This is a genomic window from Mucilaginibacter sp. NFX135 (assembly GCF_048565145.1).
Lineage (GTDB): Bacteria > Bacteroidota > Bacteroidia > Sphingobacteriales > Sphingobacteriaceae > Mucilaginibacter.
In genome coordinates this window covers 1,629,317-1,656,298 of the sequence record NZ_CP183412.1, presented here as the reverse complement: position 1 = coordinate 1,656,298, position 26,982 = coordinate 1,629,317, and the positions used below count along the sequence as shown (strand labels likewise).

General features: G+C 42.4%; 24 protein-coding genes. 3 read left to right on the top strand and 21 right to left on the bottom strand.

The features are described 5' to 3' along the window. Positions 1 to 4: 4 nt before the first annotated feature. The 6 genes from rny to rpsT all read right to left on the bottom strand — a co-directional run bounded on the left by rny (position 5) and on the right by rpsT (position 6,349). The gene (rny, locus tag ACNURT_RS07230) at positions 5 to 1,570 is read right to left on the bottom strand and encodes a ribonuclease Y (protein WP_419701167.1); all 1,566 of its coding nucleotides are present in this window, start codon (positions 1,568 to 1,570) and stop codon (positions 5 to 7) included. A 234-nt stretch (positions 1,571 to 1,804) separates the two neighbouring features. After that, on the bottom strand, positions 1,805 to 2,095 hold the full coding sequence (locus ACNURT_RS07225) for a cell division protein ZapA (RefSeq protein ID WP_172336454.1): 291 nt from the start codon (positions 2,093 to 2,095) through the stop codon (positions 1,805 to 1,807). A 20-nt stretch (positions 2,096 to 2,115) separates the two neighbouring features. Next, on the bottom strand, positions 2,116 to 2,406 hold the full coding sequence (locus ACNURT_RS07220; protein ID WP_090473158.1) for a hypothetical protein: 291 nt from the start codon (positions 2,404 to 2,406) through the stop codon (positions 2,116 to 2,118). A 142-nt stretch (positions 2,407 to 2,548) separates the two neighbouring features. Then, entirely contained in the window at positions 2,549 to 4,948 is a 2,400-nt protein-coding gene (pheT, locus tag ACNURT_RS07215) for a phenylalanine--tRNA ligase subunit beta (RefSeq protein WP_419701166.1), read from the bottom strand. A gap of 179 nt (positions 4,949 to 5,127) precedes the next feature. Beyond that, positions 5,128 to 5,826 (bottom strand): RadC family protein, encoded by a 699-nt coding sequence (gene radC, locus ACNURT_RS07210; RefSeq protein ID WP_370993794.1) that lies wholly within the window; start codon positions 5,824 to 5,826, stop codon positions 5,128 to 5,130. 268 nt (positions 5,827 to 6,094) lie between these two features. Continuing rightward, positions 6,095 to 6,349, bottom strand: a complete 255-nt coding sequence (rpsT, locus tag ACNURT_RS07205) for a 30S ribosomal protein S20 (RefSeq protein WP_090529771.1) — start codon at positions 6,347 to 6,349, stop codon at positions 6,095 to 6,097. Between the two features lie 423 nt (positions 6,350 to 6,772). Between rpsT and ACNURT_RS07200 the strand changes: the two genes are divergently transcribed. Then, a complete protein-coding gene (locus tag ACNURT_RS07200) occupies positions 6,773 to 7,738 on the top strand; it encodes a zinc dependent phospholipase C family protein (RefSeq protein ID WP_419701165.1) in 966 nt (321 codons plus the stop codon). Positions 7,739 to 7,893: 155 nt separating this feature from the next. Here ACNURT_RS07200 and ACNURT_RS07195 read toward each other — a convergent pair whose 3' ends face one another. The 11 genes from ACNURT_RS07195 to ACNURT_RS07145 all read right to left on the bottom strand — a co-directional run bounded on the left by ACNURT_RS07195 (position 7,894) and on the right by ACNURT_RS07145 (position 18,575). Beyond that, complete coding sequence (locus ACNURT_RS07195) at positions 7,894 to 8,547, bottom strand: VTT domain-containing protein (protein WP_419701164.1); 654 nt, start codon at positions 8,545 to 8,547, stop codon at positions 7,894 to 7,896. A gap of 146 nt (positions 8,548 to 8,693) precedes the next feature. Beyond that, on the bottom strand, positions 8,694 to 9,440 hold the full coding sequence (locus ACNURT_RS07190) for a DUF4397 domain-containing protein (protein ID WP_419701163.1): 747 nt from the start codon (positions 9,438 to 9,440) through the stop codon (positions 8,694 to 8,696). A gap of 11 nt (positions 9,441 to 9,451) precedes the next feature. After that, on the bottom strand, positions 9,452 to 10,156 hold the full coding sequence (locus tag ACNURT_RS07185) for a DUF4397 domain-containing protein (RefSeq protein WP_419701162.1): 705 nt from the start codon (positions 10,154 to 10,156) through the stop codon (positions 9,452 to 9,454). 201 nt (positions 10,157 to 10,357) lie between these two features. Beyond that, positions 10,358 to 11,482 (bottom strand): DNA polymerase III subunit beta, encoded by a 1,125-nt coding sequence (dnaN, locus tag ACNURT_RS07180; RefSeq protein ID WP_419701161.1) that lies wholly within the window; start codon positions 11,480 to 11,482, stop codon positions 10,358 to 10,360. 145 nt (positions 11,483 to 11,627) lie between these two features. Continuing rightward, the gene (gldG, locus tag ACNURT_RS07175; protein ID WP_419701160.1) at positions 11,628 to 14,024 is read right to left on the bottom strand and encodes a gliding motility-associated ABC transporter substrate-binding protein GldG; all 2,397 of its coding nucleotides are present in this window, start codon (positions 14,022 to 14,024) and stop codon (positions 11,628 to 11,630) included. A gap of 281 nt (positions 14,025 to 14,305) precedes the next feature. Then, positions 14,306 to 14,578 carry a nuclear transport factor 2 family protein gene (locus tag ACNURT_RS07170; protein ID WP_419701159.1) on the bottom strand — a complete coding sequence of 91 codons (273 nt, stop codon included), beginning with the start codon at positions 14,576 to 14,578 and terminating at the stop codon, positions 14,306 to 14,308. 278 nt (positions 14,579 to 14,856) lie between these two features. After that, positions 14,857 to 15,363 carry an outer membrane beta-barrel protein gene (locus tag ACNURT_RS07165; RefSeq protein ID WP_419701158.1) on the bottom strand — a complete coding sequence of 169 codons (507 nt, stop codon included), beginning with the start codon at positions 15,361 to 15,363 and terminating at the stop codon, positions 14,857 to 14,859. Positions 15,364 to 15,553: 190 nt separating this feature from the next. Further along, positions 15,554 to 16,090 (bottom strand): hypothetical protein, encoded by a 537-nt coding sequence (locus ACNURT_RS07160; RefSeq protein WP_419701157.1) that lies wholly within the window; start codon positions 16,088 to 16,090, stop codon positions 15,554 to 15,556. Between the two features lie 156 nt (positions 16,091 to 16,246). Beyond that, positions 16,247 to 16,768, bottom strand: a complete 522-nt coding sequence (locus ACNURT_RS07155) for a hypothetical protein (protein ID WP_419701156.1) — start codon at positions 16,766 to 16,768, stop codon at positions 16,247 to 16,249. A 342-nt stretch (positions 16,769 to 17,110) separates the two neighbouring features. Further along, entirely contained in the window at positions 17,111 to 17,821 is a 711-nt protein-coding gene (locus tag ACNURT_RS07150; RefSeq protein WP_419701155.1) for an ATP-binding cassette domain-containing protein, read from the bottom strand. 88 nt (positions 17,822 to 17,909) lie between these two features. Next, on the bottom strand, positions 17,910 to 18,575 hold the full coding sequence (locus ACNURT_RS07145; protein WP_419701154.1) for a flavodoxin reductase: 666 nt from the start codon (positions 18,573 to 18,575) through the stop codon (positions 17,910 to 17,912). A gap of 149 nt (positions 18,576 to 18,724) precedes the next feature. Between ACNURT_RS07145 and ACNURT_RS07140 the strand changes: the two genes are divergently transcribed. Both ACNURT_RS07140 and ACNURT_RS07135 read left to right on the top strand, forming a co-directional pair. Further along, positions 18,725 to 20,206, top strand: a complete 1,482-nt coding sequence (locus ACNURT_RS07140; RefSeq protein ID WP_419701153.1) for a glycine--tRNA ligase — start codon at positions 18,725 to 18,727, stop codon at positions 20,204 to 20,206. 351 nt (positions 20,207 to 20,557) lie between these two features. Further along, on the top strand, positions 20,558 to 21,139 hold the full coding sequence (locus ACNURT_RS07135; RefSeq protein ID WP_370993811.1) for a hypothetical protein: 582 nt from the start codon (positions 20,558 to 20,560) through the stop codon (positions 21,137 to 21,139). A gap of 115 nt (positions 21,140 to 21,254) precedes the next feature. Here ACNURT_RS07135 and ACNURT_RS07130 read toward each other — a convergent pair whose 3' ends face one another. The 4 genes from ACNURT_RS07130 to ACNURT_RS07115 all read right to left on the bottom strand — a co-directional run bounded on the left by ACNURT_RS07130 (position 21,255) and on the right by ACNURT_RS07115 (position 26,831). Continuing rightward, positions 21,255 to 22,592 carry a M16 family metallopeptidase gene (locus tag ACNURT_RS07130; RefSeq protein WP_419701152.1) on the bottom strand — a complete coding sequence of 446 codons (1,338 nt, stop codon included), beginning with the start codon at positions 22,590 to 22,592 and terminating at the stop codon, positions 21,255 to 21,257. A 14-nt stretch (positions 22,593 to 22,606) separates the two neighbouring features. Beyond that, positions 22,607 to 23,986, bottom strand: coding sequence for a M16 family metallopeptidase (locus tag ACNURT_RS07125; protein ID WP_419701151.1), 1,380 nt, complete (start codon positions 23,984 to 23,986; stop codon positions 22,607 to 22,609). Positions 23,987 to 24,138: 152 nt separating this feature from the next. Continuing rightward, the gene (locus tag ACNURT_RS07120; protein WP_419701150.1) at positions 24,139 to 24,834 is read right to left on the bottom strand and encodes a hypothetical protein; all 696 of its coding nucleotides are present in this window, start codon (positions 24,832 to 24,834) and stop codon (positions 24,139 to 24,141) included. Positions 24,835 to 24,986: 152 nt separating this feature from the next. Then, on the bottom strand, positions 24,987 to 26,831 hold the full coding sequence (locus ACNURT_RS07115) for a UbiD family decarboxylase (protein ID WP_419701149.1): 1,845 nt from the start codon (positions 26,829 to 26,831) through the stop codon (positions 24,987 to 24,989). Positions 26,832 to 26,982 lie beyond the last annotated feature (151 nt).

The following is a 26,982-nucleotide window of genomic DNA, read 5'->3' as shown; positions in this document are numbered from 1 at the left end:
TCCCCTACTTAGCAAATGCTACCGAGCGGGTTTCCCTGATCACGGTAACTTTGATCTGGCCTGGGTAGGTCATTTCGGTTTGGATACGGTTTGAGATATCCGCTGCCAGTACTTCAGACTGTGCATCAGTTATCTTTTCGCTTTCAACCACCACACGCAGCTCACGACCGGCCTGTATAGCGAATGTTTTTTCGACACCTGGGTATGAAAGAGCTAATTCTTCCAGCTCTTTCAAACGTTTGATATAGCTTTCAACCACTTCGCGGCGTGCACCCGGACGTGCCCCGGATATCGCATCACACGCCTGGATGATAGGTGATAACATTGAAGTCATCTCAATTTCATCGTGGTGAGCGCCTATAGCGTTGCAAACCTCGGGGTGCTCTTTATACTTTTCGGCCAGTTGCATACCCAAAATAGCGTGTGGCAGCTCCGGGTTATCATCAGGTACTTTACCTATATCATGTAACAAACCTGCACGTTTAGCCATTTTCACATTCAGGCCAAGTTCGGCAGCCATAGTGGCACAGAAGTTAGCCACCTCACGTGAGTGCTGTAACAGGTTTTGCCCATATGATGAGCGGTAACGCATCCGCCCCACCATCCGGATCAGTTCCGGGTGTAAACCATGGATACCCAGGTCTATTACGGTGCGCTCGCCTATTTCTACTATTTCTTCTTCAATTTGTTTTTTAGTTTTAGCAACCACCTCTTCAATACGCGCCGGGTGTATACGACCATCAGTTACCAGGCGGTGCATAGCCAAACGGGCAATTTCACGCCTTACCGGGTCAAAACCCGAAAGAATAATGGCTTCCGGCGTATCATCAACAATAATCTCGATACCGGTTGCTGCTTCCAGCGCGCGGATGTTCCTGCCTTCGCGACCAATGATGCGGCCCTTGATCTCATCGTTCTCAATGTTAAATATCGATACCGTATTTTCAATAGCGCTTTCGGTAGCGGTACGCTGTATGGTTTGAATAACTATCTTTTTAGCTTCTTTGGTTGCGGTTAGTTTAGCCTCGTCAACAATGTCTTTGATCTGGATCATCGCTTTGGTACGGGCTTCTTCGCGCAGGGTATCTACCAATTGGTTACGTGCATCATCGGCTGATAAACCGGCAATGGTTTCCAGTTGCTGTACGTGAGCGTTTTTCAGTATTTCAACTTCTTCCTGTTTTTTAACAACAATTTCTGTTTGTTTTTCCAGGTTTTTACGGATGTTGTCAAGCTCACTTTCCTTGCGGTTCATGTTTTCCAGGCGCTGGTTTAGCGACTGTTCTTTTTGTTTCACACCGTTTTCGCGCTGGTTTATGGCGTTGTTCTTGTTAGTTACTTCCTGCTCATGCTCAGCCTTCATTTGTAAAAACTTCTCTTTGGCTTCCAGCAGTTTATTCTTCTTCAATATCTCGGCATTGTTTTCGGCATCCTTCAGGATCTTTTTCACTTTATTTTGGGCCGATGCCTCCTGGTCTTTAAATAGCTTCCGTAGCAGGAAGCGACCGATAACTATGCCCAGGCCAACGCCAAGCAATAGTCCGATTATTCCGTATAGTAATATGTCCATCTTCTTTTAGGGTGTAAGGTTATATAAATAAAAAAACCGCAACTAATTTTCAAGTATCATGTATTTAAAAACTTCATTTCGGATATTGGGGATCATGGTTACGTTAATACTATTCGAGTAACGCATGCCTCTTTGACCCGCTTAATATTGAAGCGTTAAGTTTTTAATAGTGAAACCTAAAATTTAACTGCGGTTAAATCTTAATTGTGCTCTGTATGTATGTAAGAACGTTAATTACTTTGAGAAAAATTCAGTCAGCAAATGATCCAACTGGTAAACCTTTTCGGCAATATCGGTATCTTCAACGGTGACCTTCTTTTCGGCTTTTAATGATGATGTAGCATAATGCAACACCGCCATCGAAAGCAGATCCTGCTTATCCCGTACCGCGTAGTTTTCCTGATATTCCTTTATCCGGTCATTGATCAGTTTAGCCGCCCTGCGTATTATTTCTTCTTCCTCCATGTTTACCTTTAAAGGGTAAACTCTGTCAGCAATATTTATTTTTATTGAGATTTCTCCCATTGAGCTTTTCACTTTTTGTGTTATTTTTTCAATAACACAATACACTTATCTATTTCCTGCACAAAGTCGTTAATTTTTTGCTTTATATCAAGACTTTTTTCATTTGTTTCTGAAAATGATTTTGCAAGCTTCAATACACGAAGCTTTTCTTCCAGCTCCTTTGTCTTGTTTTTGCTGGCATCAAGGGCCACTGTTAAAGCCTCGCTTTCCAGTTTTAACAGATCGTTTTCCTCCTGTAAAGCAGCACAAAGCTCAATTAACCGTTCGGTTTTATCTACAATCTTATTTAACTGTTCTGCTACTGAGGCCATGTATATGTTAAACTCTAAATCCTAATTTCTAAACTCTAATTTCTAAAACCCAATTTCTAAATCCGAAACTCTAATTCTAAAAGTGAGATTCACGTTTATGCTTTTTATTTTAGAGTTTAGAAATTAGGATTTAGAGGTTTCTTTATTTTCTGATCTCCGCTCCGGCTTCTTTACCTAAGTTATAAATTAATTTTTGCATAATGGCATCAATCGCTTTGTCGGTAAGGGTCTTTTCGATGTCCTGAATGATGAAACTTAATGCGTATGATTTTTTACCGGCTGGCAGTTTATCTCCTTCGTAAACGTCAAATACACTAACTTCTTTTAACAGCTTGCGTTCGGTTCTCAGGGCAATTTGTTTTAACTGACCAAAAGTAACGGCTTTATCTATCAGCATCGACAGGTCGCGCCTTACCGCCGGGAATTTAGAAACCTCCTGGTAAACGATCTTGTTTTTGCGCACGGCAGATAGAATCAGATCGAAATTAAAGTCAGCATAAAATACTTGCTTATCTACATCAACCTTTTTCAAAGCTTCACTGGCAACAGCACCAAACTTAACCAGTTGTTTACTATTCAGCATGTATTGCAGCCCGTAAGCCATTTTTTTGCAGGTAGCATCTTCTACCGCATAGCCGGTTATATTCAAGCGCTCCAAAATGCCATCAACAATAGCTTTCAGATTGTAGAACGATACCGGCTTTGGTTTTTGGTTCCATTGCTCGGCAGTAGTTGCACCGGTTAAAAATACCGAGAAACGTTGTACCTCGTTATATTTATCATCCTTCACACTGTAAACCTTGCCAAACTCGTAAAACTTCAGATCAGCAGCACGGCGGTTCTGGTTATAAGCAATAGCTTCCAGACCCGAATACAGCATGGTTTGGCGCATTACATCCAGATCGCTGCTTAGCGGGTTCAATATTTTTACGGCAGTATCCAGATTATCTGAATAAGCCGATTTGGTTAGGGAGTTTGATAGTATCTCGTTAAAACCATTGGCAGTAAGCAAGTCCGACAGTTGGTTTTGCACCGTATCCTTCTCGGCCCGTTGCGAATTATTTAACGATGCCCTGATCTGGGTTGGGATTTCGATATTGTTGTATCCGTAAATGCGCAGTATCTCCTCCACCACATCCACCTCGCGGATAACATCTACACGGTATGGCGGTACCTGCAACGAAAGCGTTTCTTCCGTTTCATTAACCACTTTAATATCCAATGCCTCAATAATGGCCTTGATCTCGGCGTGCGGAATAGCCTTACCTATCAGCCTGTGGATGTTTTTATAGCTTACATCAAAAGCAAACGGTGCAACAGGTGCAGGGTAATGATCAAAAATCTCTGACGATACCTCACCACCCGCAACTTCCTGTATCAGCAAGGAGGCGCGTTTCAAGGCAAAAACGGTCATATCCGGATCAGTACCACGCTCAAACCGAAACGAGGCATCGGTTTTTAGGCCATGTCTTTTAGCCGTTTTACGTACCGATACCGAATTGAAATAAGCGCTCTCCAAAAAAATGCTGGTAGTAGATGCCTTAACGCCTGAATTAATACCGCCAAATACACCGGCAATACACATAGGGTCTTCGGCGTTGCCTATCATCAGGTCGTTTTCTGATAGCTTACGCTCCACCTCATCCAGGGTTTTAAAAACAGTTCCTTCCGGGTAGTTTTTCACCAGCACTTTGTTGCCTTTTATTTCGTCGGCATCAAAAGCGTGCAGCGGCTGCCCCAGTTCATGCAGCACGTAATTGGTTACATCCACAACATTATTGATAGAGCGAATGCCGATAACTGCCAACCGTTCCTTTAGCCATTTCGGTGATTCCTTTACCGTAAGGCCGGTCATGGTTAAGCCAGAGTAACGCGGACTTGCCTGTTCGTTCTCTACCACAACCTCAACCGTTCTGCTGGTATTGTCAATTTTAAACGCGCTTACATCCGGCCGGGTAATAGTGAGCTTTAAAAAAGCGGCAATGTCACGGGCTGTACCCAGGTGCGAGGCGGCATCTGCACGGTTAGGTGTTAAACCTATCTCGTACATATAATCGTCGTTCACCTTAAAATAGTCTTTAGCCAAAGTACCAACCGGGGCATCGGCATCAAGCACCATGATACCATCATGACTGGTGCCTAATCCTATTTCGTCCTCGGCACAGATCATCCCTTCGGATACTTCGCCGCGTATTTTTGATTTTTTTATAGCGAATGGCTCACCGGTTACCGGGTATACGGTAGTACCAACCACAGCTACTACCACTTTTTGCCCGGCCGCAACATTAGCAGCGCCGCAAACAATTTGCAGGTCTTCCGGGCCGCCTACATCAACTTTAGTTACGTGCAGGTGGTCGGAGTTGGCATGATCTATACATTCCTTTACATAACCTATCACCAGGCCTTCCAGTCCGCCGGGGATAGCTTGTACTTTTTCCAGGCTCTCAACCTCCAAACCGGTACCGGTAAGGATAATAGAGATTTCCTGTGGAGTTTTATCTGTATTAATAAATTCTTTAAGCCAGTTATATGAGATTTTCATTATTCAGCAATGATAATCGGCAAAGATACGATTTAGGCTGAAAGGTGAAAGATGTGCAGATTACAAATGTGCAGATATGCAGATATGCAAATAATAAATGCGTGAGTGATAGATAAGATCGATAAACGGATCAATCAGCAAATTCAAAAAATCATCTGCATATCTGCTCATTCGCACATCTAAATCACTCCTTCATCGCCAAAGCTGTAATATCCATTGTCGGTTATAATCAGGTGATCAAGCACATTGATATCCAGCAGGCGACCGGCAGCACTTATTTTTTTAGTGAGATCGATATCCTGGTGACTGGGTTTCAGATTGCCCGATGGATGATTATGAACTAATATGATACCACTGGCCTGTTGTTGTAAGGCCATGTAAAAAATGATCTTGGGATCGGCTACCGTGGCCGATAATCCGCCTTTGCTCACTAACTCTTTAGCCAGCACTTTTTGCGAGCGGCCAACCAGCAGGATCCAGAATTCTTCGTGGTTCAGATCCATTAGGTGGCGGCGCATAATATTATAGGCATCGCGGCTGCTGTTGATATATTCAATGGCTTTGGTTTCGGTATCGTTGCGGCGGCGACCGATCTCCAGCGCGGCAATAATGGAGATAGCTTTGGCCTCTCCTATCCCTTTGAATTTTGAGAGTTCGCTGATAGAAGCTTTACCCAGCTTGTTCAGGTCGTTTTCATAATGGTGCAGGATGCGCTTGCTTAGTTCAACGGCAGTTTCGGTACGGCTGCCAGATCCGATCAGGATGGCGATCAGCTCGGCATCGGTCAGCGCACGGCGACCCTGGGTGCTCAGTTTTTCGCGCGGACGATCTTCCTCGGCCCATGATTTAATGCTGATCTTTTCGTTGTAGTTTTCCACGGTATTCAAATATGGAGAAAACTATCAAACAAAAAAAATTGTGGTGTGATATCCGACGTCGATGTGGTGTGAGCGTCTTTTTCTCCACGCGTCATTGCGAGGTACGAAGCAATCTCTACATAGGCAAGTCAAACAGGTAAGTTCGCTCTGTATAGCATAGAGATTGCTTCGTACCTCGCAATGACGCGTGTAATAATGATTTTCAAACCAAACAAAAAAGGGTCGTACTATTCAGTACAACCCTTTTTATATATTTTTAGTTAAGCGATTAGCTTAAGCCATTAACAAATTTAGTAAGCTTTGATTTATTGTTCGAAGCTTTGTTTTTGTGAATAACATTCTTTTTAGCTAAACGGTCTAACATAGAGATCACTTTACCTAACAGTGCGCTTGCATCAGCTTTAGTAGTAGTGTTTCTTAATTTCTTAATAGCGTTCCTGGTTGTTTTAGCCTGGTACCTGTTACGCAGACGCTTCGCAGCGTTTGCCCTGATTCTTTTTAAAGACGATTTATGATTTGCCATTGTATAGCTTTGTTATTCTTTTTTCTATTTATTTTAAGGACTGCAAATATATGCTGATAAATTTAAATATGCAAGTGCTTTTTTATTAAAGTTTTAAAGCTTTATTTAACCCATAGTGCTGACTGAATTTAATTAAGCCCCGCGATGAACCTTTTGAGCGCAAAGTATTTTAAAACATGCCGGTATTTTAATTTTGAGGGATTAAAACGCCGCCTGCTTTCCTCGCCATCCATGCCAACCAAAGATGATGCTGGATATGAGCCTATGATTAATGTTTGCAAACGCTTTTTAACAGTTATCAACAGGATGGGAAGATCACTATTCATTATGACACCAAGGTTTACGGGAGCAGATTGTAATAGCTAATAAAACTCAAAACTTACTATTCAAAACTTCAAAACTAAACACCATATTTATGCCTTCATGAAGCGGCGCATTATTTTAGGTTTATCGGGCACTGGTTTAGTGCTGCTATGTTCGTCATGGGGTTTCTTTGCGCATTACCGCATTAACAGGCTAGCCGTTTTTACGCTACCTAAAGGCATGGCTGGTTTTTATAAGGCCAACATCGGTTACATTACAGAACATGCCGTAAGTGCCGACAAACGCCGCTATGTAGACTCTACCGAGATCCCTCATCATTTTTTTGATGCCGACCATTATGGCAAAAAGCCTTTTACTGCAATGCCCCGACGATGGGCCGATGCTGCCGCCAAATATTCGGCCGATACGTTGGACAAATATGGCACTGTTCCCTGGACCATTCAATACCAATATTATAAACTGGTAAGGGCATTTAAGGCCCATGACACCACGGCCATACTCAACACATCAGCCAACTTAGGTCACTACGTTGCCGATGCCCATGTGCCGCTTCACCTTACCTTAAATTATGATGGGCAATTGACCGATCAGATTGGCATACATGGCTTGTGGGAAACCCGCCTGCCGGAGTTGTTTATCAAACAATATCATCTATTTGCTGGTCGGACCCGTTATATTGATAACCCGCTTACCGAGGCATTTAAAATTTGCCAGGTATCCTTCAAAAGCGTCGATTCGGTATTGCGGTTTGAACGGATAATCAACAAAAATTTCCCACCGGATAAAAAGTACAGCCTGGTGATGCGAGGTAAAAGAAAGCTTAATGATTACTCTGTTGCCTACAGCCAAGCTTATCAGAAAATGCTGAAAGGCATGGTAGAGCGACAAATGCGGGCATCGATACTTTCTGTTGGAAGTTTCTGGTATTCGGCCTGGGTAGATGCCGGGCAGCCCGATCTGAACAAACTGATAGCACAGCCGCTAAGCCCGGAAGACCGTATTAATCTACAGCACGAAGAGGCGATGTACAAAGCTGGGAAATGTGTTTATCAAGCACCTCAATAAGTCACAATACTTGTCCGCTATTCGAAGTCTCTGACTTCGAATGATTATGCTCGTAGTCTTCAGACTACAGAAAACGATCCGGTAGTTACAAACTACCGGCATAGTGGTTCGAAGTCAGAGACTTCGAACAGCGCAGCTCGAAACTTATTCAGGCGTTATACCAAGACTTTTTTGCTTCTCCTGCTTTTTATAGCCGCATAAATCGGCGGAATTATAGATATTAGGATAATAGCGACACCAACTAATGAAAAATGTTTCGCAAAGAATTCCACCTTACCCAACCATAAGCCTGCAAAAAGAAAAAGGATTATCCAGGATGCTCCTCCAAGGATGTTATACAAACTATATTTTAGGAAAGGCATACGACCTACACCTGCAACAAAAGGTGCAATGGTACGAATGATTGGCATAAACCTACTAAAGATCACAGCCTTTGCACCATGCTTATCAAAAAAGGCTTTAGTTTTTAAATAATAGTCTAACTTAAGTATCTTATTGTTTTCCTTAAAAACCTTCGGTCCTAAATAGTTACCTAACAAATAATTAACCGTATTCCCTAAAAAAGCAGCAATTATTAATATGATGGCTAAAAGGTATATTTCAAGTCCGGATTTTCCACCTGCAATAAGCGCACCTGCTGCAAACAGCAGCGAGTCGCCGGGTAAAAAGGGAGTAACCACAAAACCGGTTTCGGCAAAAATGATCGCGAACAGTATAAGATAGGTCCAGCCCCGGTAATCACTGGTGATCTGGCTCAGATGCACATCAATATGCAGTATAAAGTCGATAATGCTTTTTATTACTTCCACGGTATTTTAAATTTTGGCTAAAATAGGAATATAAATCAGAATCAGGTATCAAGTAGTTAGTATCAGGTATCACGACTTCTTAAACACAATAGTTCGCATTTGCAAAAAATCTTGATACTTGATACTAACTACTTGATACTTTACCCTTAACGATTAGTCTTAAGCAGTAAATTATTAGTAAGTACAGCCGCTCCAAATGCAACAGAGTCTGTACGGCCTACTATTCCCTGTGTATAGATAGTATACGCACGGCCATCCTGTATGGTAACGTTGGGCAACTGGAATTGAACATTATCCTGTGAGGCATTTAGGTTAATAGTAAAGTTATAATTACCCACCGGCAATTGAACATATTTTGATACCGAATCAAAGGCGATGTTTGTCCACAGCTTTGCACTGGTGCCATTAGCTTTCAAATCAAGCGGGGCTGATGTCGGCGAGCAGTGTACAAACCGTACTATGCCCCGGCCCAATGGAGGAACAGTTGCCGTATCCAATAGCAAGATGGATTTTTTTATAGAACTATCGCTTTTAAAACCCGTAATAAACAAAGTGTATTTTGAATTAGCTTTCAGCGTACTATTAATAGTAATCAGATTTACCGGGGCCAGTGTTGCCGAACGCAACTGCAACGGCGGCGTTAGTGTTGATATAAAAAAATAACCCGAACCGGTTGGGTAGGTATAGGTTGTGGTACTCTCCTTGATAAAATTGAGATATAAATTTACCGGTTGTATGTCCGGACTTAAATTAATAATCTGTAACTGCGTATTCAAGCCGGTAGGATTAGCATTGGCGCCTTTGCCACATGATGATATGAATGGCAGCAGCAAAGTACCAGCGGTGATCAAAAGCAAGGAAACCAGGAAGCTGCTCTTATTGGGTTTAGTCATTAATTTTTAATTTACTGATTAACTATTAAACTGGTGCTAATTGCCTGGTTGCCTCCGGAACCTATAGTACCATAGCCAACTACTGTATAAATTCTGCCGGTACTAACTGTCACCGTGTCCTTTCTGGCGGTGCTTATGTCAGACCCGGCCTGGTAAACACTTAAAATAAGCGAGCCTGTTGTACTTGGCGTAACATTCAAAAAATCAGTTGTTGTTTTATAAGCTATATTACTAAACTGTGGGGTACTTACCTGGGTAACAGGGGTTACAAAAGCAAGCACGAGAGGCCCGGCATCCGGCGAAGCATTTACAAACCTGAGCTTGGCAACTTTGCTATCGGCAACTTCTGTATCGTTAGTAAAAAAAATACTCTCCGGTGTTTGCCCGCTTACATATAATGAATATACTTTTCCTGAATCAAGCGTAAGCGGTAAAGTAAATAATGGATTAGGTGTTGAAGGACTTGCTAACTTAATCTGATAGTTTTGCAGGCCTGCTTTTACCGTTAAATTACCCAGCGTACCACCGGGGAAGTAGCTTGAAGTATTATTGATCCGAGTACCATTCTGGTAAAAATTAATTATATTATTTGACGCGTTGATCACATTAACACTGGTAGTAGGCAGATACGTAGGCCTGTCATTATTTTTTTTACAGGACGCCCAGCATGTCGCCGAGGCTATAATAAAAGTAAAAGCTTTGACCCTGATATTCATTCGGGATAATTATTGAATTATTGAATTAATGAATTAGTGATTCTCATATCCTATGTATACAAAATTCTCTAAATCCGAAATCACACATCCGGAATCCGAAATTATATAACTGCATCCCGCCATTTTTGTTATCCATGGCGAACAAAAAAGTCCGGTTTTTAAAGCCGGACTTAGTTTTGGATTTATAATTTAAGTTTACACTTAAGCATAACTATTAAGCATCACCGGCATCACCAGCATCAGCACATCTTCATTCTCATCACCACCTTGTGGTAACAATAATCCGGCACGGTTTGGTGTCGACATTTCCAAAGATACTTCTTCGCAACTTAAATTCTTCAACATTTCTATTAAAAAACGTGCGTTGAAGCCAATTTCTATGTCCTCGCCCTCGTACTGACAGCTTAAACGCTCATGTGCTTCGTTGGCAAAGTCAATATCTTCTGATGATATATTAAGCTCGCTGCCGCTTATTTTAAGCCTTACCTGGTGAGTGGTTTTATTGGCATAAATAGCCACACGGTTCAATGAACCCAGGAAGGTAAGCCTGTCGATACTTAACTTATTTGGATTTACCTGTGGTATAACCGCCTCATAATCAGGGTAGCGCTCGTCAATTAAACGGCATACCAGGTTAATATTGCCAAACTTAAAGAACGCACTGGTGGAATTATACTCTACCGATACATTCACATCATCTGTTGGTAACGACGATTTTAACAACGTTAATGCTTTTTTCGGCAATATAAAGGAAGTAGTACTTGCTGCTTTGGCATCCTTACGACGGTAACGCACCAATTTATGCGCATCGGTAGCTACAAAGGTAAGGTACTGAGTGCTTAACTGACAGTATACACCGGTCATGGCAGGCCGCAACTCGTCATTACTTACCGCGAAGATGGTTTTGTTGATAGCTTCGGCTAAAACAGAGGCCGGTAAATTTACCGACGATGCGTTCTCTACCACTGGTATCTTCGGGAAATCCTCGCCATTTTCGCCGCTCAGTTTGTACTTTCCGTCGCCCGCGTTTATTTCTATGGCAAACGTGGTATCATCTACAGAAAAAGCTACCGGTTGCTCCGGTAACGACTTTAGGGTCTCTAATAATATACGCGATGGTATGGCAATGCGGCCATTTTCTTTAGCCTCAACAGCTAATGACGTGGTCATGCTGGTTTGCAGATCGGTTGCAGAAATGGTTAAGTTTCCATCCTTTATCTCGAACAAAAAGTTTTCCAGTATAGGCAAAACAGTGCTATTGCTTAAAGCCCCGCTTACAGCCTGCAGTTGTTTGAGTAATGTTGATGTAGAAACAATAAATCTCATATGGGTGTATTTAATCAATCAAAAATATAAAATTTATGCCTCACCTAAATCCTCTCCAAAGGAGAGGACATTAACTTCTCTCTTTTTCACCCTCTCCTTTGGAGAGGGCAGGGTGAGGCTAAAAGTGTTACCAAAAATATAAAATTTAATGCGCATACTTCCGTTTACGGATGTAATGTTGAAAAATAGCACATATTAACACTAAAAGCAATGGCCCAACCGTATTTACCAGCTGCCAGTACATTTTTTCATTACGGATACGGGCGCGGTTAAGCAGGCGTATCTGGATCTCTTTGGTACGCAGCGCTATCAGGCCCGAATCATCGGTCATATAATCGGCAATATTCAGCAGCAGGTTTTTATTGCCATAGGTTTGCTGGGTATAATGATCATAGCCTAATGGATATGGCGAGCCATCGCTGCCTACCTGGTTTTTCAAAATATCGCCATCGCTGATCACGATCATCTTAGTAGGCTCGCTTTCGGATTTTATGGCCACCTTTTCGGCAAGCCCTTCGGGTAGTGGCCGGTTGCGCCAGTCGGATACAAATTTACCTTCAAGCAACACCCCTACCGTTTTTTGCGGGCTCTGAAAATCTTTAGGATTCGGTTCCTGCTCCAAAGCCTGTAACGACAGCATGTGCGGTACGCTCATCTTTTTGTTATAAGGCGACGAAGTAAGCAGGATTGTTTTTTTAACGTCTTTGGTATCCAGCAGATCAATAGTACTGGCAAACTCACTGCTGATGCCATCCAGGTTTTTCACTATTGGATGTTTAGACAGCGGAATAAATATGGGATAAAACAACCAGGGCAGCATTTGTATCTGTGCCTGCCCGCCCACGCTACCCGTACTCACTGGTATCTGCGAGCAGTTCATATCAGCAATCAGGTCGTAATTGATCCGCACACCGTAACGGAAAAGCTGATCGTCAAGATTAAGTTGCTTGGCAAAAGCCAGTTGTTCGCCGCCATGCCCGCGCAGGCTATCCAGTTCGGCGCTTACCTGGTCTATCGTCCACAGCACACGGCCGCCATGCATAATGTATTGGTCGAGCTTAAATTTTTCCAGTTCGGTAAACTTTTTATCGGGCTTGGGTATCACCAGCAGTTTTATTTTTTGCAAACCGGCGGTACTGATCGTATTTAAATTAACCCGGCCAACCTGGTACCCGTCCGAAAGCGATTTCATGGCATCATTCAGTTGCAGATCGCTTAGTTCATGATGTCCTTCGGTAAAGCCTATTTTGGGTTTCCCCCCGCTGGTTGCTTTTTTAATGGCCGATGAAAAGGCGTATTCCAGATTTTGGATGGAGTTGTTCAGCACCTCATCTGGCGAAAGCCCTATGCGGCTCAGTAATAATTTCACGGCGATTTCTTTCCCGTTGACCGATACCAGCGCGCCCGGGAAGATCAGCTTTTGCGATACGCCGTCGTCAGTCTTTACACTCAGATTGGTGGGTTCGATGCCTTTGGCTTCCAGGTTTTGGATAGCCTCATTTTGCTGATCGCTGGAAAGGTTTTTCAGGGGGTCAACAAACTCAAACTGCAACTTGAGGTGACTGTAGGCCTGCAGATCGTTCAGCATATCGCGCGTAGCTCCCTGCAACCTTTTAAAACCGCCCGGCAAATTGCCACCCTGTAAATACACCGTAACCTTTACCGGCTCCTGCAACCCATCCATAATCTGCCTGCTGATGGGCGAAAGCGTATAACGTTTTTCGGTAGTAAAATCAAAACGGGTAAAAGTAATGTTTCCAAGAACAGCCACAACCAATAAGGCGGCGAGGTATCCAATCATGGTAGCCGAAAGCAGTTTCTTTTTACGCTGACGGATGATCACAAACAGCGTAAGCCAGATAAATATACCTGTTACTACGATAAAATAAGCCAGATCGCGTGTATCCAGCACGCCTCGGCTTACGGACTGATAATGCTCGGTAATACCCAGGTTTTGCAAACCAAGATCTTGTAACGACAATAGCTGACTCAACGAATCAAATCCACTGTAAAAAAAGAAACACAGGAAAACCGCCACAGTGAAAGCGATGATCTGGTTTTTGGTAATAGATGACGCGAACAGCCCGATAGCAGCGAACGCCGCACCCAATAAAAATAAACCTATATAAGAGCCAATAACCGCCCCGGTATCAATATTGCCCTGTGGCGTACCCAGTGTACTTACCGAAAAATAATAAACCAGCGTAGGCAGCAAAGCGAAAAGCACCAGCAGTACACTGGCCAGGTATTTTCCCAATACAATTTGCCAGTCGGTAAGCGGGCGGGTGAAGAGCAGCTCAAAAGTACCTTCCTTGCGTTCCTCGGCCAATGATCGCATGGTGATGGCCGGTATCAGGAACATGAACAGGTATGGCGCGGTACTGAACAGGCTTTCGAGCCCGGCATAGCCGTAATCTAAAATGCTCGAATCTGGAAACACCCATAAAAACAAACCCAGCACCAATAAAAATACACCAATGGTAACATAGGCCACCAATGAGCTGAGGTAAGAAACGATTTCTTTTTTAAGGATACTAAGCACTTTCTTGATCGGGTGTTGAGCGCCGAAATTACAATATTATTGGGCTAAAGCAAAGGGGCAGTTGCGTAATATGTCTGAATCAGAATTTACAGAATTAAAGAATTCACAGGATAAACATTGTTTGTTCTGAACCGGGATTAATGAATTTTATTTTGCTAATCCTTTAATTCTGTAAATTCTGATTCAGACAGTTTTTCCTTATTCTTTTTTATCAACTATATAGGATGTCACTATTTTCACCTGATCATTTTCCAGCTCGTAAAAATCGGCATAGTACATATTTATTTCTTCGCCGCTTTTGCCTTTGCATTGTATAAAGCCATCAACGGCGGCTTTATTACATCAACAATGATATGATCGCGGGTTGATGAAACGATCTTGATATCTTCCATCGCGCCTAAAAATTTTCCTACTTCATCTTTCCCGTTGCTAACCGTGATGCTTGAACCTTTCATTGTCCATATTACGTCATCGGCAAAAAGGCTTAATATTTTATCTACGTCATTATTATCGAAAGCATCGATAACCTGTAGCACAATTTCTTTAGTTGTCATGATCATTTGATTTTGTTCATAACAAAGTTAGCCCTTATACAAAGCGGGCGGAGGGGCTCAAACTGACATTATCAGGGTGTTTTACGACAATTGATATACTGTTCCTGTACCCTTTATTGACTTATTTACTTCAACAAAACCAATGGGGAATTTTCTTAAAGTGGGTTTATATATAAACCATCATTAGTACACGCAATCAGCGTGCAGATGTTTTTCTAAAACAAAACAAAAAGTCCTGAAATCTTAGCTATTTCAGGACTTTTTGTATGATCATGCTCTTACCGGAAACGATAAGCCAAACGCAAACCCGCCTGACCAAGCGTACCATCTTTTGCCCAGCCTTCGTAACGGAGGCCAAGCTCAAAACCTTCTCTAAAGCTATAGCCAATACCCGGCGAATAAGCAAAGGCGGTGCCGTCGGCCGCTCCTGTATAAAACGCAGCGCCTATTTGGCCTTCAGCAAAAAAGTTCCTGTCAAAGTAATATTTAATACCTACTTTTAAAGGAATGGCATTGATGGCAGGGCCACCGAAATCGCTGTATGCTCCTTTTGGCTGGAAAGAGTTATAACCACCTGATATGGTAAACCAGGTACTTCGCTCAATCGGAAGTTCATATTTAAGCGAGGCGCCTAATACCGAACCAAAAAAGTGATGGGCATCGCCTGTAGGTAAACCGGCTTCAAAACCGATACTGAATATTCCGTTGCTTCTGCCTCTGGATTGCGCAAAGCTTTGCATGGCTGTAACTCCAATAATGAATAAGGCTAATAGAATTTTTTTCATGATTTTTTAGTTTGTGTGATTTCTATCAATACAGTCATGTAAACATATTGTTTGCCCCATGTTAAATAGTTGCAGCGCTTACCCGCCATAATACTCCAAATAAAGCCTATATTCTCTAGCGCCAATGCATAAAAAAGCCCGGAAATAATATTTCCGGGCTCTCCTTAAATTTTAATTGTTATTTTTTGGATTAGAAACGGTATGCCAAACGCAAACCAAGTTGGCCGATTGTGCCGTTGTTTGACCAGGCCTCATAACGAACACCTGCTTCAAAACCACCGGCAAAAGTATAACCAATGCCTGGCGAATAAACGAATAAGGTACTACTGCCACTGTTGGTACCAAAGGCCGCACCCACCTGTGCTTCACCAAAAAAGTGCCCGTCAAAATAGTATTTGGCGCCTACTTTTACAGGTATTATACCGGCAGTGCCGCCGTCACTATGAAATTGGTAACTGAAATTCGGATCGTTATAGGAGTAGTCGAAACTCTTAACGTGCAGGCTGCTATAACCGGCCGATGCTGTAATAAATAAATTATCGGCTACAGGATACTCATATTTGAGCGAACCACCGATAATATAATCAGCATAGTTGTGAACATCGCCAACAGGTAGTCCACCTTCCAAACCAATACTGAATTTACCGCCACCGACAGAATGAGTTTGCGCGAAGGCTGTACATGCCGTGCCGGCAACAATTGCTAAGGCTAATAGGATTTTTTTCATAAAATAATTTTGTAATAAGATTAATGCGGACTTGTTTTTTTACCGCTGTTGGTTTGTTTGACGCACACAACTGCTCAACGTTTAATACGCTTAAAAATCTTTTCAATAGAAAAGCCCGGAGATAATATCCCCGGGCCTTACATCAATTTTAATGGATTAGAAACAGTAAGCTAAGCGCAAAGCAACCTGGCTAATTGTACCATTGTGTGACCAACCTTCATAACGAACACCTGCCTCAAAACCTCCATCAAAGGTATAACCAACACCTGGAGAGTATGCAAATGCAGTACCACCGCCGCTTTCTGTAGAAAATACAGCACCTAATTGGCCTTCAGCAAAAAAGCCATTTTCGATATAATACTTAATACCAGCTTTTACCGGAATAAAACCTTCACCGGATTTATTAACACCTAATGCTTTTAAGGCATCTTTAAATTCGCTTTTATATAAAAAGCGGGTATAACCTCCTGAAATTGTAAAAAGTGTACCTGTCGCAATAGGAAGTTCATATTTAAGAGACCCACCTATAGCGAAAGAAGATATATCTTTCGTACTACCAAGTGGAAGACCGGCGTCAACGCCGATACTGAATTTGCCGCTGTCGCCAGATTTGGTTTGTGCGAAGGTTGTGAATGCTGTGCCAGCAATAATAGCTAAGGCTAATAGAACTTTTTTCATAATTTATTAGATTGATGTTTGTTTGTTAACACAACGTTAATAGGATTTTCCTATAACGCAGTTTTTTATTGAGAATATAGACGCAGCTCTTGAGCAAACGTTACAAACTCTTTTAAATATTTTATTAAATACGTGATTTTAGCATATTAATCAATAGAATAATATGGAATACACACCCAGGGCGGCGGTGCTCTTGTATCGGCTTAATTAGTAAAATAATGTAATAATCAATAGAATAATATAGGTACTCACCTTGGGCAGCAGGGAGTTAGTATCAATTTTATTCGTTAATAAAGTAATTAGGCGGCACAAAAATAAAAGTTTATTTCAAAATAAAAAATATTAATTATCGCCGGTAAGTGATATAAATATTTGCTCCAGTGTATTATCCTTATTTTTTTGACGGAGGGCCTGTAAGGTATCATTGGCCACAATTTTACCTTTATTAATAATAATTACTTTATTACATACGGCTTCTACCTCCTGCATAATGTGGGTGGAGAGGATGATGGTTTTGGTTTTTCCCAGCTCCAGAATCAACTGCCGGATACCGATCAGTTGGTTAGGATCAAGTCCGGAGGTGGGCTCGTCCAGTATCAGTACATCAGGATTGTGGAGTATGGCTTGTGCCAGTCCCACCCTTTGGCGGTACCCTTTTGAAAGCTGACCTATTTTTTTATGCTGCTCGGGGCCCAGGCCTGTTTGTTCAATAATAGCGGCTATTCGTTTTTCGGGCTCGTGTACCTTATGAATACCGGCTATAAAACCTAATGACTCCTTTACGTACATATCCAGATACAGCGGATTGCTTTCGGGCAGATAACCGATACGCTTACGTACTTCCAGCGGCTGAGCGATGACATCAAAGCCACAAACCGATGCCATGCCTGATGTTTGCGGGATAAAGCAGGTAAGGATCTTCATAGTGGTGGACTTTCCCGCACCATTAGGCCCCAAAAAGCCCAGCACACCCGGCCCGGCACTAAAACTGATATTATCAACCGCTTTTTGCGTTCCGTAAACTTTTAACAAGGACTCAACCCGGATACTCATGCCGTAAAAATAGATTTTAGATGTGAGATTTGAGATATGGGATTAAACAAAAAACGCGTCAATGACGCTTCGAAAGAAATCTCTTCCCCTATTTCTCAAACACAACAGTATCGGCTTTGGCCCCTAACTTTTCTAATATACCGGTTATTTCCTGTACCATTGGGTCGGGGCCGCAAACATAAAAGTGTTTGCTGAAATCTTTGATCTCTGCTTTCAAAAAATCTTCGTTAATGCGGCGCTGATCGTGAGCGCTATCTTTTTGATTGGTTATGGTAAACAATGCGTTTTCGCCCAGCATGCTTTTCAGTTCATCGGCCAGGATAATATCCTGATCAGTTTTGTTTGAGAAGAACAATTTGTTATCGCCTATGGCGCCTTGTTGATGAAGGTTTCTCAATATGGCTATAAATGGCGTAATACCAGCGCCACCGGCAATAAAATATCCCGGACCTTTATATTCAATAGCGCCCCAGGCCTCGCGCAATATCAGTTCGTCGCCCACTTCCAGTTCGCCCAGATGATTAGTAACGCCGGGATGATCGCTGTATATTTTAATGGTGAATTCCAGGAAATGCTCACCGGTAAGGCAGGTAAATGTGAACGGGTTTTTCTGATTCTCCCAGGCCGGTTGATTGATGGATAGTTCTGTTGCCTGCCCGGGTGTAAATGTAAAACCATCGGGCTTTTCTACAATAAACTGTTTCACGTTGTGGGTAACGTTATGAATATCCAATATTCTAACAATTTGTTCCATAGCTATGGTCAATTAATTGGTAATAGTATAATGAAATAAGTGATGCTTTGGTTTTTAATTCAAGTAATTTAGCAAATTGATATGTATCATTTTAAGGTTTTTACCTTTCGCTTTCAGCTTTCTCCCTAAATTGTATCTTTGCAGCTATTATGAGCAAATCAACCGACGAACTTTTTAAAAATGTTATATCGCACGCCAAAGAATATGGCTTTGTTTTCCCTTCAAGCGAGATTTATGATGGCTTGAGCGCTGTTTACGATTACGGCCAGTTCGGCGCCGAATTGAAAAACAACATCAAAACCTACTGGTGGAAAGCCATGGTGCAAATGAATGATAACATTGTGGGTATTGATTCGGCCATATTTATGCACCCTAAAATATGGAAAGCCAGCGGGCACGTTGATGGTTTCAGCGACCCGATGATCGACAATAAAGATTCAAAAAAACGTTATCGTGCCGACCAGTTGCTGGAAGATAAGATAGATCGTTATGATAAGGATGGCAAAACCGACAAAGCTGAACAGTTACAGCATGATATGGATGAGGCCCTTAAAAATGAGGACCTGCCACGTTTGAAAGAGCTGATCATAGAGCATGAAATTGCCTGCCCGGTAAGTGGTACCCGCAACTGGACGGATGTTCGTCAGTTTAACCTGATGTTCAGTACCCAGATGGGCGCTGTTGCCGATGATGCTGATGTGGTTTACCTGCGCCCGGAAACCGCTCAGGGTATATTTGTAAACTACCTTAACGTACAAAAATCAGGCAGGATGAAAATCCCCTTTGGTATTGCTCAAATTGGTAAAGCTTTCCGTAACGAGGTGATCGCCCGCCAGTTTATTATCCGCATGCGTGAGTTTGAGCAAATGGAAATGCAATATTTTGTACGTCCTGGCACACAAAAGGAGTGGTTTAACCAGTGGAAAGAAACACGCCTGAAATGGCACCTGGCCCTGGGCACCGATGTCGCCAAATACCGTTACCATGAGCATACCAAGCTTGCTCATTATGCCGATGCCGCTTATGATATCGAGTTCGAATTTCCCTTCGGCTTTAAAGAGGTGGAAGGCATCCATAGCCGAACTGATTTTGACCTGAGCCAGCATGAGAAATTCTCGGGCAAAAAAATGCAGTATTTTGATCCGGAAGTTGATCCGGAAACCGGTAAACCGTATGGCAATTACGTGCCTTATGTAATTGAAACCTCCATCGGTTTAGACAGAATGTTCCTGCTTACGATGATCAACGCTTACGAGGAAGAGGATCTGAGCACTGAAGAGAAACAGGATAGCCGTACCGTATTGCACCTGCACCCTTGCCTGGCACCGGTTAAAGCCGCCATTTTCCCATTGACCAAGAAAGACGGTCTGCCGGAGAAAGCCCGTGAGATCATGGATAAACTGAAGATCGACTTCAACATACAGTACGAGGAAAAAGATGCTATTGGCAAACGCTACCGCCGCCAGGATGCTATTGGTACACCTTTCTGTATCACGGTAGATCATCAGACCCTGGAAGATAACACGGTTACCATCCGCCACCGCGACAGCATGGCGCAGGAACGCGTACCTGCCGACCAGCTTGACAAGATCATCGGCGACCTGGTTAGCTGGAGAAATTTATTGAAATAAGATATTATTAATTTATTAAGATAACACGAAAGCCCGCCCATGAGCGGGCTTTCGTGTTTATTAAACTGCATTATTTATTTATTTTCCAAAACGCAAACTACAGTATTATACATCATTTATTATTTAATACTGTATATCTATTAGCAGACATTGCAATTTATATTAATATACATATTAATGTAAATCCGCCCCACTATTAAAGGGTTAAACTATCACATAACCACTTTATTATCAATATATTTCGAGCAAACATGGTGCGTTTTTATGTATAAATATTTCCAATGGCACAGCTATTGTTAATAATTTCTTATTAAAATCAACCTGAAGTTAAAAAACTTAAAAAACAGCACTATGAAAAAGTTTACATTATTAGCCGTATTGGCATTTATTGGATTCGCCTTCACAGCAAGCGCGCAAATACAGCAAGGAAATGTTTTGATGGGTGGCGATATCGGCAACTTTTCCCTGGGCTTAAACGGCTCTAAAAATTTCACCATGGATATTACACCCAAAGCTGCATGGTTTATTAAAGACAATGTTGCCCTGGGTGCCTATGCTAAATTAAATCTTGCTACAGCTAAAGGAGCCGGTACGGATGTTGGATACGGAGTAGGTGCATTAGGCCGTTACTACACCGGATCTGATGTTGAGGTATTAAAACACGGTCGTTTTTTTGGTGAAGCTACTGTTGGGCTTGGCGGTTTCAATCCAAGTGGCCCGGGTGGTTCAACCAATGGCCTTGACTTTAGCTTTGGCCCGGGCTTTGCCTATTTCATTACGCCAAGTATCGGTTTAGAAACCTTACTGAAATACAACGGCACAGCTGGTTTTGGCAGCTTAGGCTACCAGAACAAACTGACTTTAGATTTTGGTTTCCAGATCTACCTGCCAGGCCAAAGCACCCTAAACAAAGTAAAAAGGGACGTGAAATAAAATGGTGAGTGGTGAATAGTGAGTGGTGAATAGTTGTATATTGTACATCTTGTATTCTTCATTACTCACTATTCGCCACTCACCATTCACTACTCACCATTCACCAAACTTATTCTTAATGACTTACTGGGTTATCGCCTTTATTCAGTGTACCATTGATATATAATACCTGGTTCACCTTTTTAGGATCGCCCTGATAAACCCAAACAATGTTGTTGATATACTTACGGAAAGCATCACTCACCTCTTCTGGTGTCAGCTTTTTAACATCATCAACCAAGGTTAACGATCTTCTCCAGTTGTTAAACAACACTTCGTTAGAGGCCATAGAAAATGCCTGTGCGCTATTGGTTTCGTTTTTATAATAAAAACTTGTAAGATAAGTAATTTTCATATTGGCAACTTCATCGGGTTTAAAACCTTCTGTTTTTATCTTATCAACCAATTTGTCAAACACGGCTATATATTTATCAGGCTGGGTGGTTGATACCGAAAACCTGGCTGTAGATGTTTGTCCAACACTAAACCAGGCCTGTGGCGCGTATGATAAACCATTATTGGTACGCACATCTAAAAAATGGCGATTGGCAAATATCCGCATAGCCACATTAAACGCGTCAAAATCAGGAGCACCGGGCTGCGGGCCGCTGGTAATACCTTCTACATAGTTGGTTGCCAGATCGCGTGATTCGGCGTTGAATGAGTTTTTGTACACACGGAAAAATGATTTCTTAAACTCAAACGGAGGACCTTGTTTTATACCAGCCAACATCGCTTTTACTTTTGATTCAATAACTGCCTTATCCAGGTCGGCCACAACCACAATAACCAGGCGCGAGCGTGTCAATATGGACTGATAATAAGCCTTGGTTTCTTCGGGAGTTAACTTAGATACGATATCTACCGTACCGGCCGGGTCTTTCGCATAATCACGATTAGCAAATGCCGTTTTATTGGCTAATTTATCAATCGCGTTATCCGGCTGAGAGTCAGCTTGTTTAATGTTATTGATCGCGTCCTGCTTAATGCGGGCAAACTCCTTAGCATCAAAACGAGGTTGTGTTAATGCCTCCACATACAAAGGCCAAACGATGTCGAAATCGCTTTTAATACAGTTCATCCGCATGATAGAGTAGTTTTTGTTACTGCTGCCATCAACAGTAGCGCTCACTTTATCCAACTGATCTTTAAAAGCGTTTTTATCATGTTTAATAGTTCCGCATTCTGTAAGCGCGGACATGGCCATGGCTTCAATACCCATTTTATCGGCTTTGTAGTTTTGCACGCCACCTTTTATAATAGTTTGGATCTCTACAATATCATTGCCGCTTGGCTGCACAATTACCTTTACATCATCAACCGTGGTTTCGTAAGCTTTATTTTGCGCCTGTGCTGTTTTTATATTTCCTATCGCCGCTGCAATCAGCAGGGTGAATACATATTTCTTCATCATGATAAGATTTTAATTTACTTAGCTACAAAAAATGAAGCTACATTTTGTTGTTTACTTAACTCTGGTGCTATAATAATACCCGCTGCATATGGTTTACCTGCTATATAAGTGCTCACATATTTTTGAATATCGGCACGGGTTACTTTCTGATAATTATTATCCAGGTCGGTATAATAATCGAGCGAGGTGCTGCACCACTGGTAACTCATCTGGCTTGCCAGCGTAGATGGTTTTTCTTTCCGGTGAATGCTGTTTCTCAATAAAATAGCTTTGGCATCATTTAACTGCTCATCGGTAAAATAATCTGATTTTACCCACTGGTTAACCTGGTTAAGCAATTCATCATAGCACTCTTTTAATTTACCGGGATTGGGCACCACAAAAATATCAATAGGGCCCACAAACCGACTGGTAGTATATCCCAAGGAAGCAGAGCTGGCCAGTCCTTTATCGATCAGTGATTGTTGAAATTTAGAAGAGTTTAAACCTATGATGGTCGAAAACACATCGGCAGCAATTGTTGAAGCAGAATCGGTTAGGTAAGACGGCCCCTGCCATGAAAGCTGCATATAAGGTGTTTGCGCTATAGTACTTTCTTTGATAAAATACTCGCTTTTGGTTAAGGGCTTAAATGGTGGTATGGGATATTTTTCATGCGGATTAAAGCCACTGCTGGCCCAATCGCCAAATATGCTTTCGGCCAGGGCAAACGCGGCTTCATGCTTTACATCACCGCAAATGGTTACCAAACTGTTATTCGGGAAATAATATTTGTCTTTGATCACCATCATCTTCTCTGGTGTGGCGGTATTGATCACTTCGTGGATCCCGATAGGGTTTTTACGGGTGATCAGGTCGCCCCAAAGTTTTTGCTGGATACCATACCATAGCTGGAAACCCGGATCGCTCTCGGCACGCTGAAACTCGCCGTCAACAACGGGACGTTCCTTTTTCATATCCTCCTCGCGGTATATCGGGAAGCGGATAGCTGCGTTCATAAATTTTAAACCGGCTTTAAGGCTATCCCTGTCAAACGTAAAGAAGTAATTAACCCGCTCTACATCCGTAGTTCCATTCCAAATGGCGCCCAGTTGCTGCGTACGTTTTAAAAAGGCCTCCTGGTTTGGATAATCCTTGTTGGCCTTAAAAAACATGTGCTCAAAAAGGTGCGATAAGCCGCTAAATTCCGGACCTTCGGTATAGGCTCCGTTTTTTACAGCAATTTCAATGGTAGCCAGCGGCACCTTACTGTTTTCAATAACTACTACTTCCAGGCCGTTTGGAAGTTTTTTCCAGAAATAACCTTCCGGCAATCGGGGTTGCGCAATCGCGCAGCAAACGCTAAAAACCCCAGCAACAATGAGTGCTAAAATTTTGGTAAAGTTTCGGGTCATATACTATATGTATTTTATACCTATAAATATATTCAGTAAAATCTACAAAAAGTAAAGATTATCAATATTTAACCGTGCTTTTAACTGTGCCTTAATCTTAAAGTGACTTTCGCATATATATTCCCCAGTTAAACAGCTTTAAGCAGAAAATATTAAATACCCGACTTGATACTGTTGTAGGGCAGGCCCAGATCGTCAATGGAATATTGGGTGAGTATGCTGTCTTTTAAAGTGATATAGTCGCCCCGGTGGGTCACGATGAGTTTTTCTTTGCCATCCTTATTTTCACGCATGGGCACTGTTGCGGAAACCACCTTCCCGGTACGATCAAATTCAATAATGTAGACTTCTTTTTTGGGATCGTTGACCTCGGTAAAAGGAACTATCAATGTTTGATTATTATCATCGATAAACTTTCCCAGGATATTTTTTCCCAGTATCTCTTTGGGGTTAAGCTTCAGTAAATGCGTGGCTTCCTGCGCAGATAAACCTTTGATATTTAAGCGCACTATCGCACCATCGAGGTCTTTCAGGGTATCCTGCATAGTAGCTGCAGAAGCATTGGGATACTTGGCGACAGCGTAAAAGTTATCGGGGCCGGTATTTTTATCATTATGCCCAGGCAACATGTAGCAAAGTTGCAAATTATTCAACGTTGAGCTGTCTGCTTTAATTTTAGCGGCAATATTGAGCAGATCTGCCTGACTTAAACGTGTGCCAATATTAATGGTAAGCTTACTGGCGGTATCGCTTTTAACTACTCTTGATATGGTGTAATGCGGTACATCTCTTTTTTTACAACCAAAAGCCGCCAGCGCGATTATTAAACAAAGCAGGGTGTTTTTCATAAGGGGCAAAGTTAACCGTTGATTTTTGTGATTGCGTTGATTCCGCTGATTTTTTTCTGAACCATGACTTTAGGATTAAGGGATTTCATGATTATCAACTGCTGTTTTTTTTCTTTAGTCATTGCTCCTTGCTCCAAAAATCCTTTATCCCTTTAAATGATTTCATAAAGCGCTCCGCCTTTTTCGCCCATTTTATCAATCAGCTTTTCTATTTCAGGATCTTTTTCCAGTACAGGGGCATGATGTGGTTTGATGCGGGCATCAATAATGAGCGGACCTGTGCAACCCCAATGTTTGTGCTCGGTGAAACTGCCTATGCCATAGATATCATGCGAGGGATTGCTGCGGGTAAAGGTTACCCACACAAAATTGTTTATATTTTCGGCTGCAAAAGCGGCATCATCACAAAGAACGATCAGCGGGAGGCCACTAAGCTCTTCTTCCTCCTCTTTTAACCTGTATTCGATGATGCTTACTATGTTATCGATATCTTTATGGTTTACATGTTTGGGGACTTCTACCATCAACACGCCAGGTATGGCCATTTTGTAATTGTTAACGGGCCTTGGCAAATCAAACCAGGATGGCAGCTCTGTCCACAGTTCGCGTTTGATATCCCCGGCTACGGTGATGGCTACTTTACTGCCCGAGTTTAATCCGCTGCCACTATAATCCAGGGTATCTATAGTAGTACGGGTATAAAAATGCAGGTCGCGGCTTAGATCTATACGCTGCAGTATATGGTTTAAAAACGCATTGATATTATTGACATCCAATGTGGGATCATCCTCCTTTGCAGCAATCAGCAGGTATTTGGCCAGGCTTAACTGACTTTTACCCAGGATATGATTGGCAATGGTTAATATTTCCTGTGGCTTGCGCTCCTTAATATAGGGCGTATAACGCTCACTGCCGATAGCAAATAATAGTGGGTGCACACCAGCAGCATCAACGGCATTCACCGCGTGCAGACCGGGTATTTCTTTTGGGATAGCAGCCCCGCTGATCTCATGGATCAATGCCCCAAAACTGGTATCCTCCTGCGGAGGGCGCCCTACAACTGTGAATGACCATATCGCATCCTTACGATGATATACATTGTGAACCTTGAGCAATGGGAATGGATGTACCAGGCTGTAATAACCCAGATGGTCGCCAAAAGGACCTTCAGGTTTGTTGTCATGGGGCATTACCGTTCCGGTGATCACGAAATCGGCATCTGATGAGATACAGAAACCTTCATCATCATAAAAATAGCGAAACCGGCGGTTGCCCAAGGCACCCGCAAAAGTCATTTCTGATAATCCTTCGGGCAGAGGCATCACCGCAGCTACAGGATGAGATGGCGGGCCACCTATAAATATACTTACTTTTAGCGGTTGTCCTTTTGCGTTAGCTTTGGTTTGATGCACACCTATACCCCGATGGATCTGATAATGTAACCCGATCTCCTCATTCAGGATATAATCGTTACCGGCCAGTTGTATGCGGTACATACCCAGGTTGGCATTCATGATGCCTGGTTTATCGGGATCTTCGGTATATACCTGCGGCATGGTTACAAAAGGGCCGCCATCCATAGGCCAGTTTACGATCTGGGGGATGTCACCTATTTTACAGCGGCCAAAATTAACAGGTGCTCCGCCCCGTTTTTTCATAGGCAGGGCCGACAAAGCCGTGAGCGCTACATTAGTATATTGAAAAGGGTGTTTGATGGCTTTTAATGGGTCGTTCTTGAGCTCGACCAGGGTTTTGATCTTCTCCAGCGTATCCCGGAATATAAACTTAGAGCGTTCAAGCGTGCCGAATAAATTGGATACTGCCGGGAACTTACTGCCTTTTACTTTTTCAAACAGTATAGCCGGCCCCTGATTTTCGAATACCCGCAAATGGATAGCTGCCATTTGCAAATACGGATCAACTTCCTCCTTAATACGTACCAGGTGACCATTTTTCTCCAGATCGGCAATACAGGCCTGTAAACTTTTGTAACCCATGCTACGAAAGTAGCAATAATTGATTTATTCGTCCACCTGGTTCATTAGTTCATTGGCTCATTAGTCCATTGGTTTTTTATAGACCAAGAAGCCTCATCAAACTTGATACCAATGAACAATAACACTAATGAACCCATGAACTAACCCACCA

What these genes read in the sequence shown, in the direction of transcription:
- rny (WP_419701167.1), bottom strand. Translation starts at nt 1,570, where the DNA reads ATGGACATATTACTATACGGAATAATCGGACTATTGCTTGGCGTTGGC.
- ACNURT_RS07225 (WP_172336454.1), bottom strand. Translation starts at nt 2,095, where the DNA reads ATGGGAGAAATCTCAATAAAAATAAATATTGCTGACAGAGTTTACCCT.
- ACNURT_RS07220 (WP_090473158.1), bottom strand. Translation starts at nt 2,406, where the DNA reads ATGGCCTCAGTAGCAGAACAGTTAAATAAGATTGTAGATAAAACCGAA.
- pheT (WP_419701166.1), bottom strand. Translation starts at nt 4,948, where the DNA reads ATGAAAATCTCATATAACTGGCTTAAAGAATTTATTAATACAGATAAA.
- rpsT (WP_090529771.1), bottom strand. Translation starts at nt 6,349, where the DNA reads ATGGCAAATCATAAATCGTCTTTAAAAAGAATCAGGGCAAACGCTGCG.
- ACNURT_RS07200 (WP_419701165.1), top strand. Translation starts at nt 6,773, where the DNA reads ATGAAGCGGCGCATTATTTTAGGTTTATCGGGCACTGGTTTAGTGCTG.
- ACNURT_RS07190 (WP_419701163.1), bottom strand. Translation starts at nt 9,440, where the DNA reads ATGACTAAACCCAATAAGAGCAGCTTCCTGGTTTCCTTGCTTTTGATC.
- ACNURT_RS07185 (WP_419701162.1), bottom strand. Translation starts at nt 10,156, where the DNA reads ATGAATATCAGGGTCAAAGCTTTTACTTTTATTATAGCCTCGGCGACA.
- dnaN (WP_419701161.1), bottom strand. Translation starts at nt 11,482, where the DNA reads ATGAGATTTATTGTTTCTACATCAACATTACTCAAACAACTGCAGGCT.
- ACNURT_RS07170 (WP_419701159.1), bottom strand. Translation starts at nt 14,578, where the DNA reads ATGACAACTAAAGAAATTGTGCTACAGGTTATCGATGCTTTCGATAAT.
- ACNURT_RS07165 (WP_419701158.1), bottom strand. Translation starts at nt 15,363, where the DNA reads ATGAAAAAAATTCTATTAGCCTTATTCATTATTGGAGTTACAGCCATG.
- ACNURT_RS07160 (WP_419701157.1), bottom strand. Translation starts at nt 16,090, where the DNA reads ATGAAAAAAATCCTATTAGCCTTAGCAATTGTTGCCGGCACGGCATGT.
- ACNURT_RS07155 (WP_419701156.1), bottom strand. Translation starts at nt 16,768, where the DNA reads ATGAAAAAAGTTCTATTAGCCTTAGCTATTATTGCTGGCACAGCATTC.
- ACNURT_RS07150 (WP_419701155.1), bottom strand. Translation starts at nt 17,821, where the DNA reads ATGAGTATCCGGGTTGAGTCCTTGTTAAAAGTTTACGGAACGCAAAAA.
- ACNURT_RS07145 (WP_419701154.1), bottom strand. Translation starts at nt 18,575, where the DNA reads ATGGAACAAATTGTTAGAATATTGGATATTCATAACGTTACCCACAAC.
- ACNURT_RS07140 (WP_419701153.1), top strand. Translation starts at nt 18,725, where the DNA reads ATGAGCAAATCAACCGACGAACTTTTTAAAAATGTTATATCGCACGCC.
- ACNURT_RS07135 (WP_370993811.1), top strand. Translation starts at nt 20,558, where the DNA reads ATGAAAAAGTTTACATTATTAGCCGTATTGGCATTTATTGGATTCGCC.
- ACNURT_RS07130 (WP_419701152.1), bottom strand. Translation starts at nt 22,592, where the DNA reads ATGATGAAGAAATATGTATTCACCCTGCTGATTGCAGCGGCGATAGGA.
- ACNURT_RS07125 (WP_419701151.1), bottom strand. Translation starts at nt 23,986, where the DNA reads ATGACCCGAAACTTTACCAAAATTTTAGCACTCATTGTTGCTGGGGTT.
- ACNURT_RS07120 (WP_419701150.1), bottom strand. Translation starts at nt 24,834, where the DNA reads ATGAAAAACACCCTGCTTTGTTTAATAATCGCGCTGGCGGCTTTTGGT.
- ACNURT_RS07115 (WP_419701149.1), bottom strand. Translation starts at nt 26,831, where the DNA reads ATGGGTTACAAAAGTTTACAGGCCTGTATTGCCGATCTGGAGAAAAAT.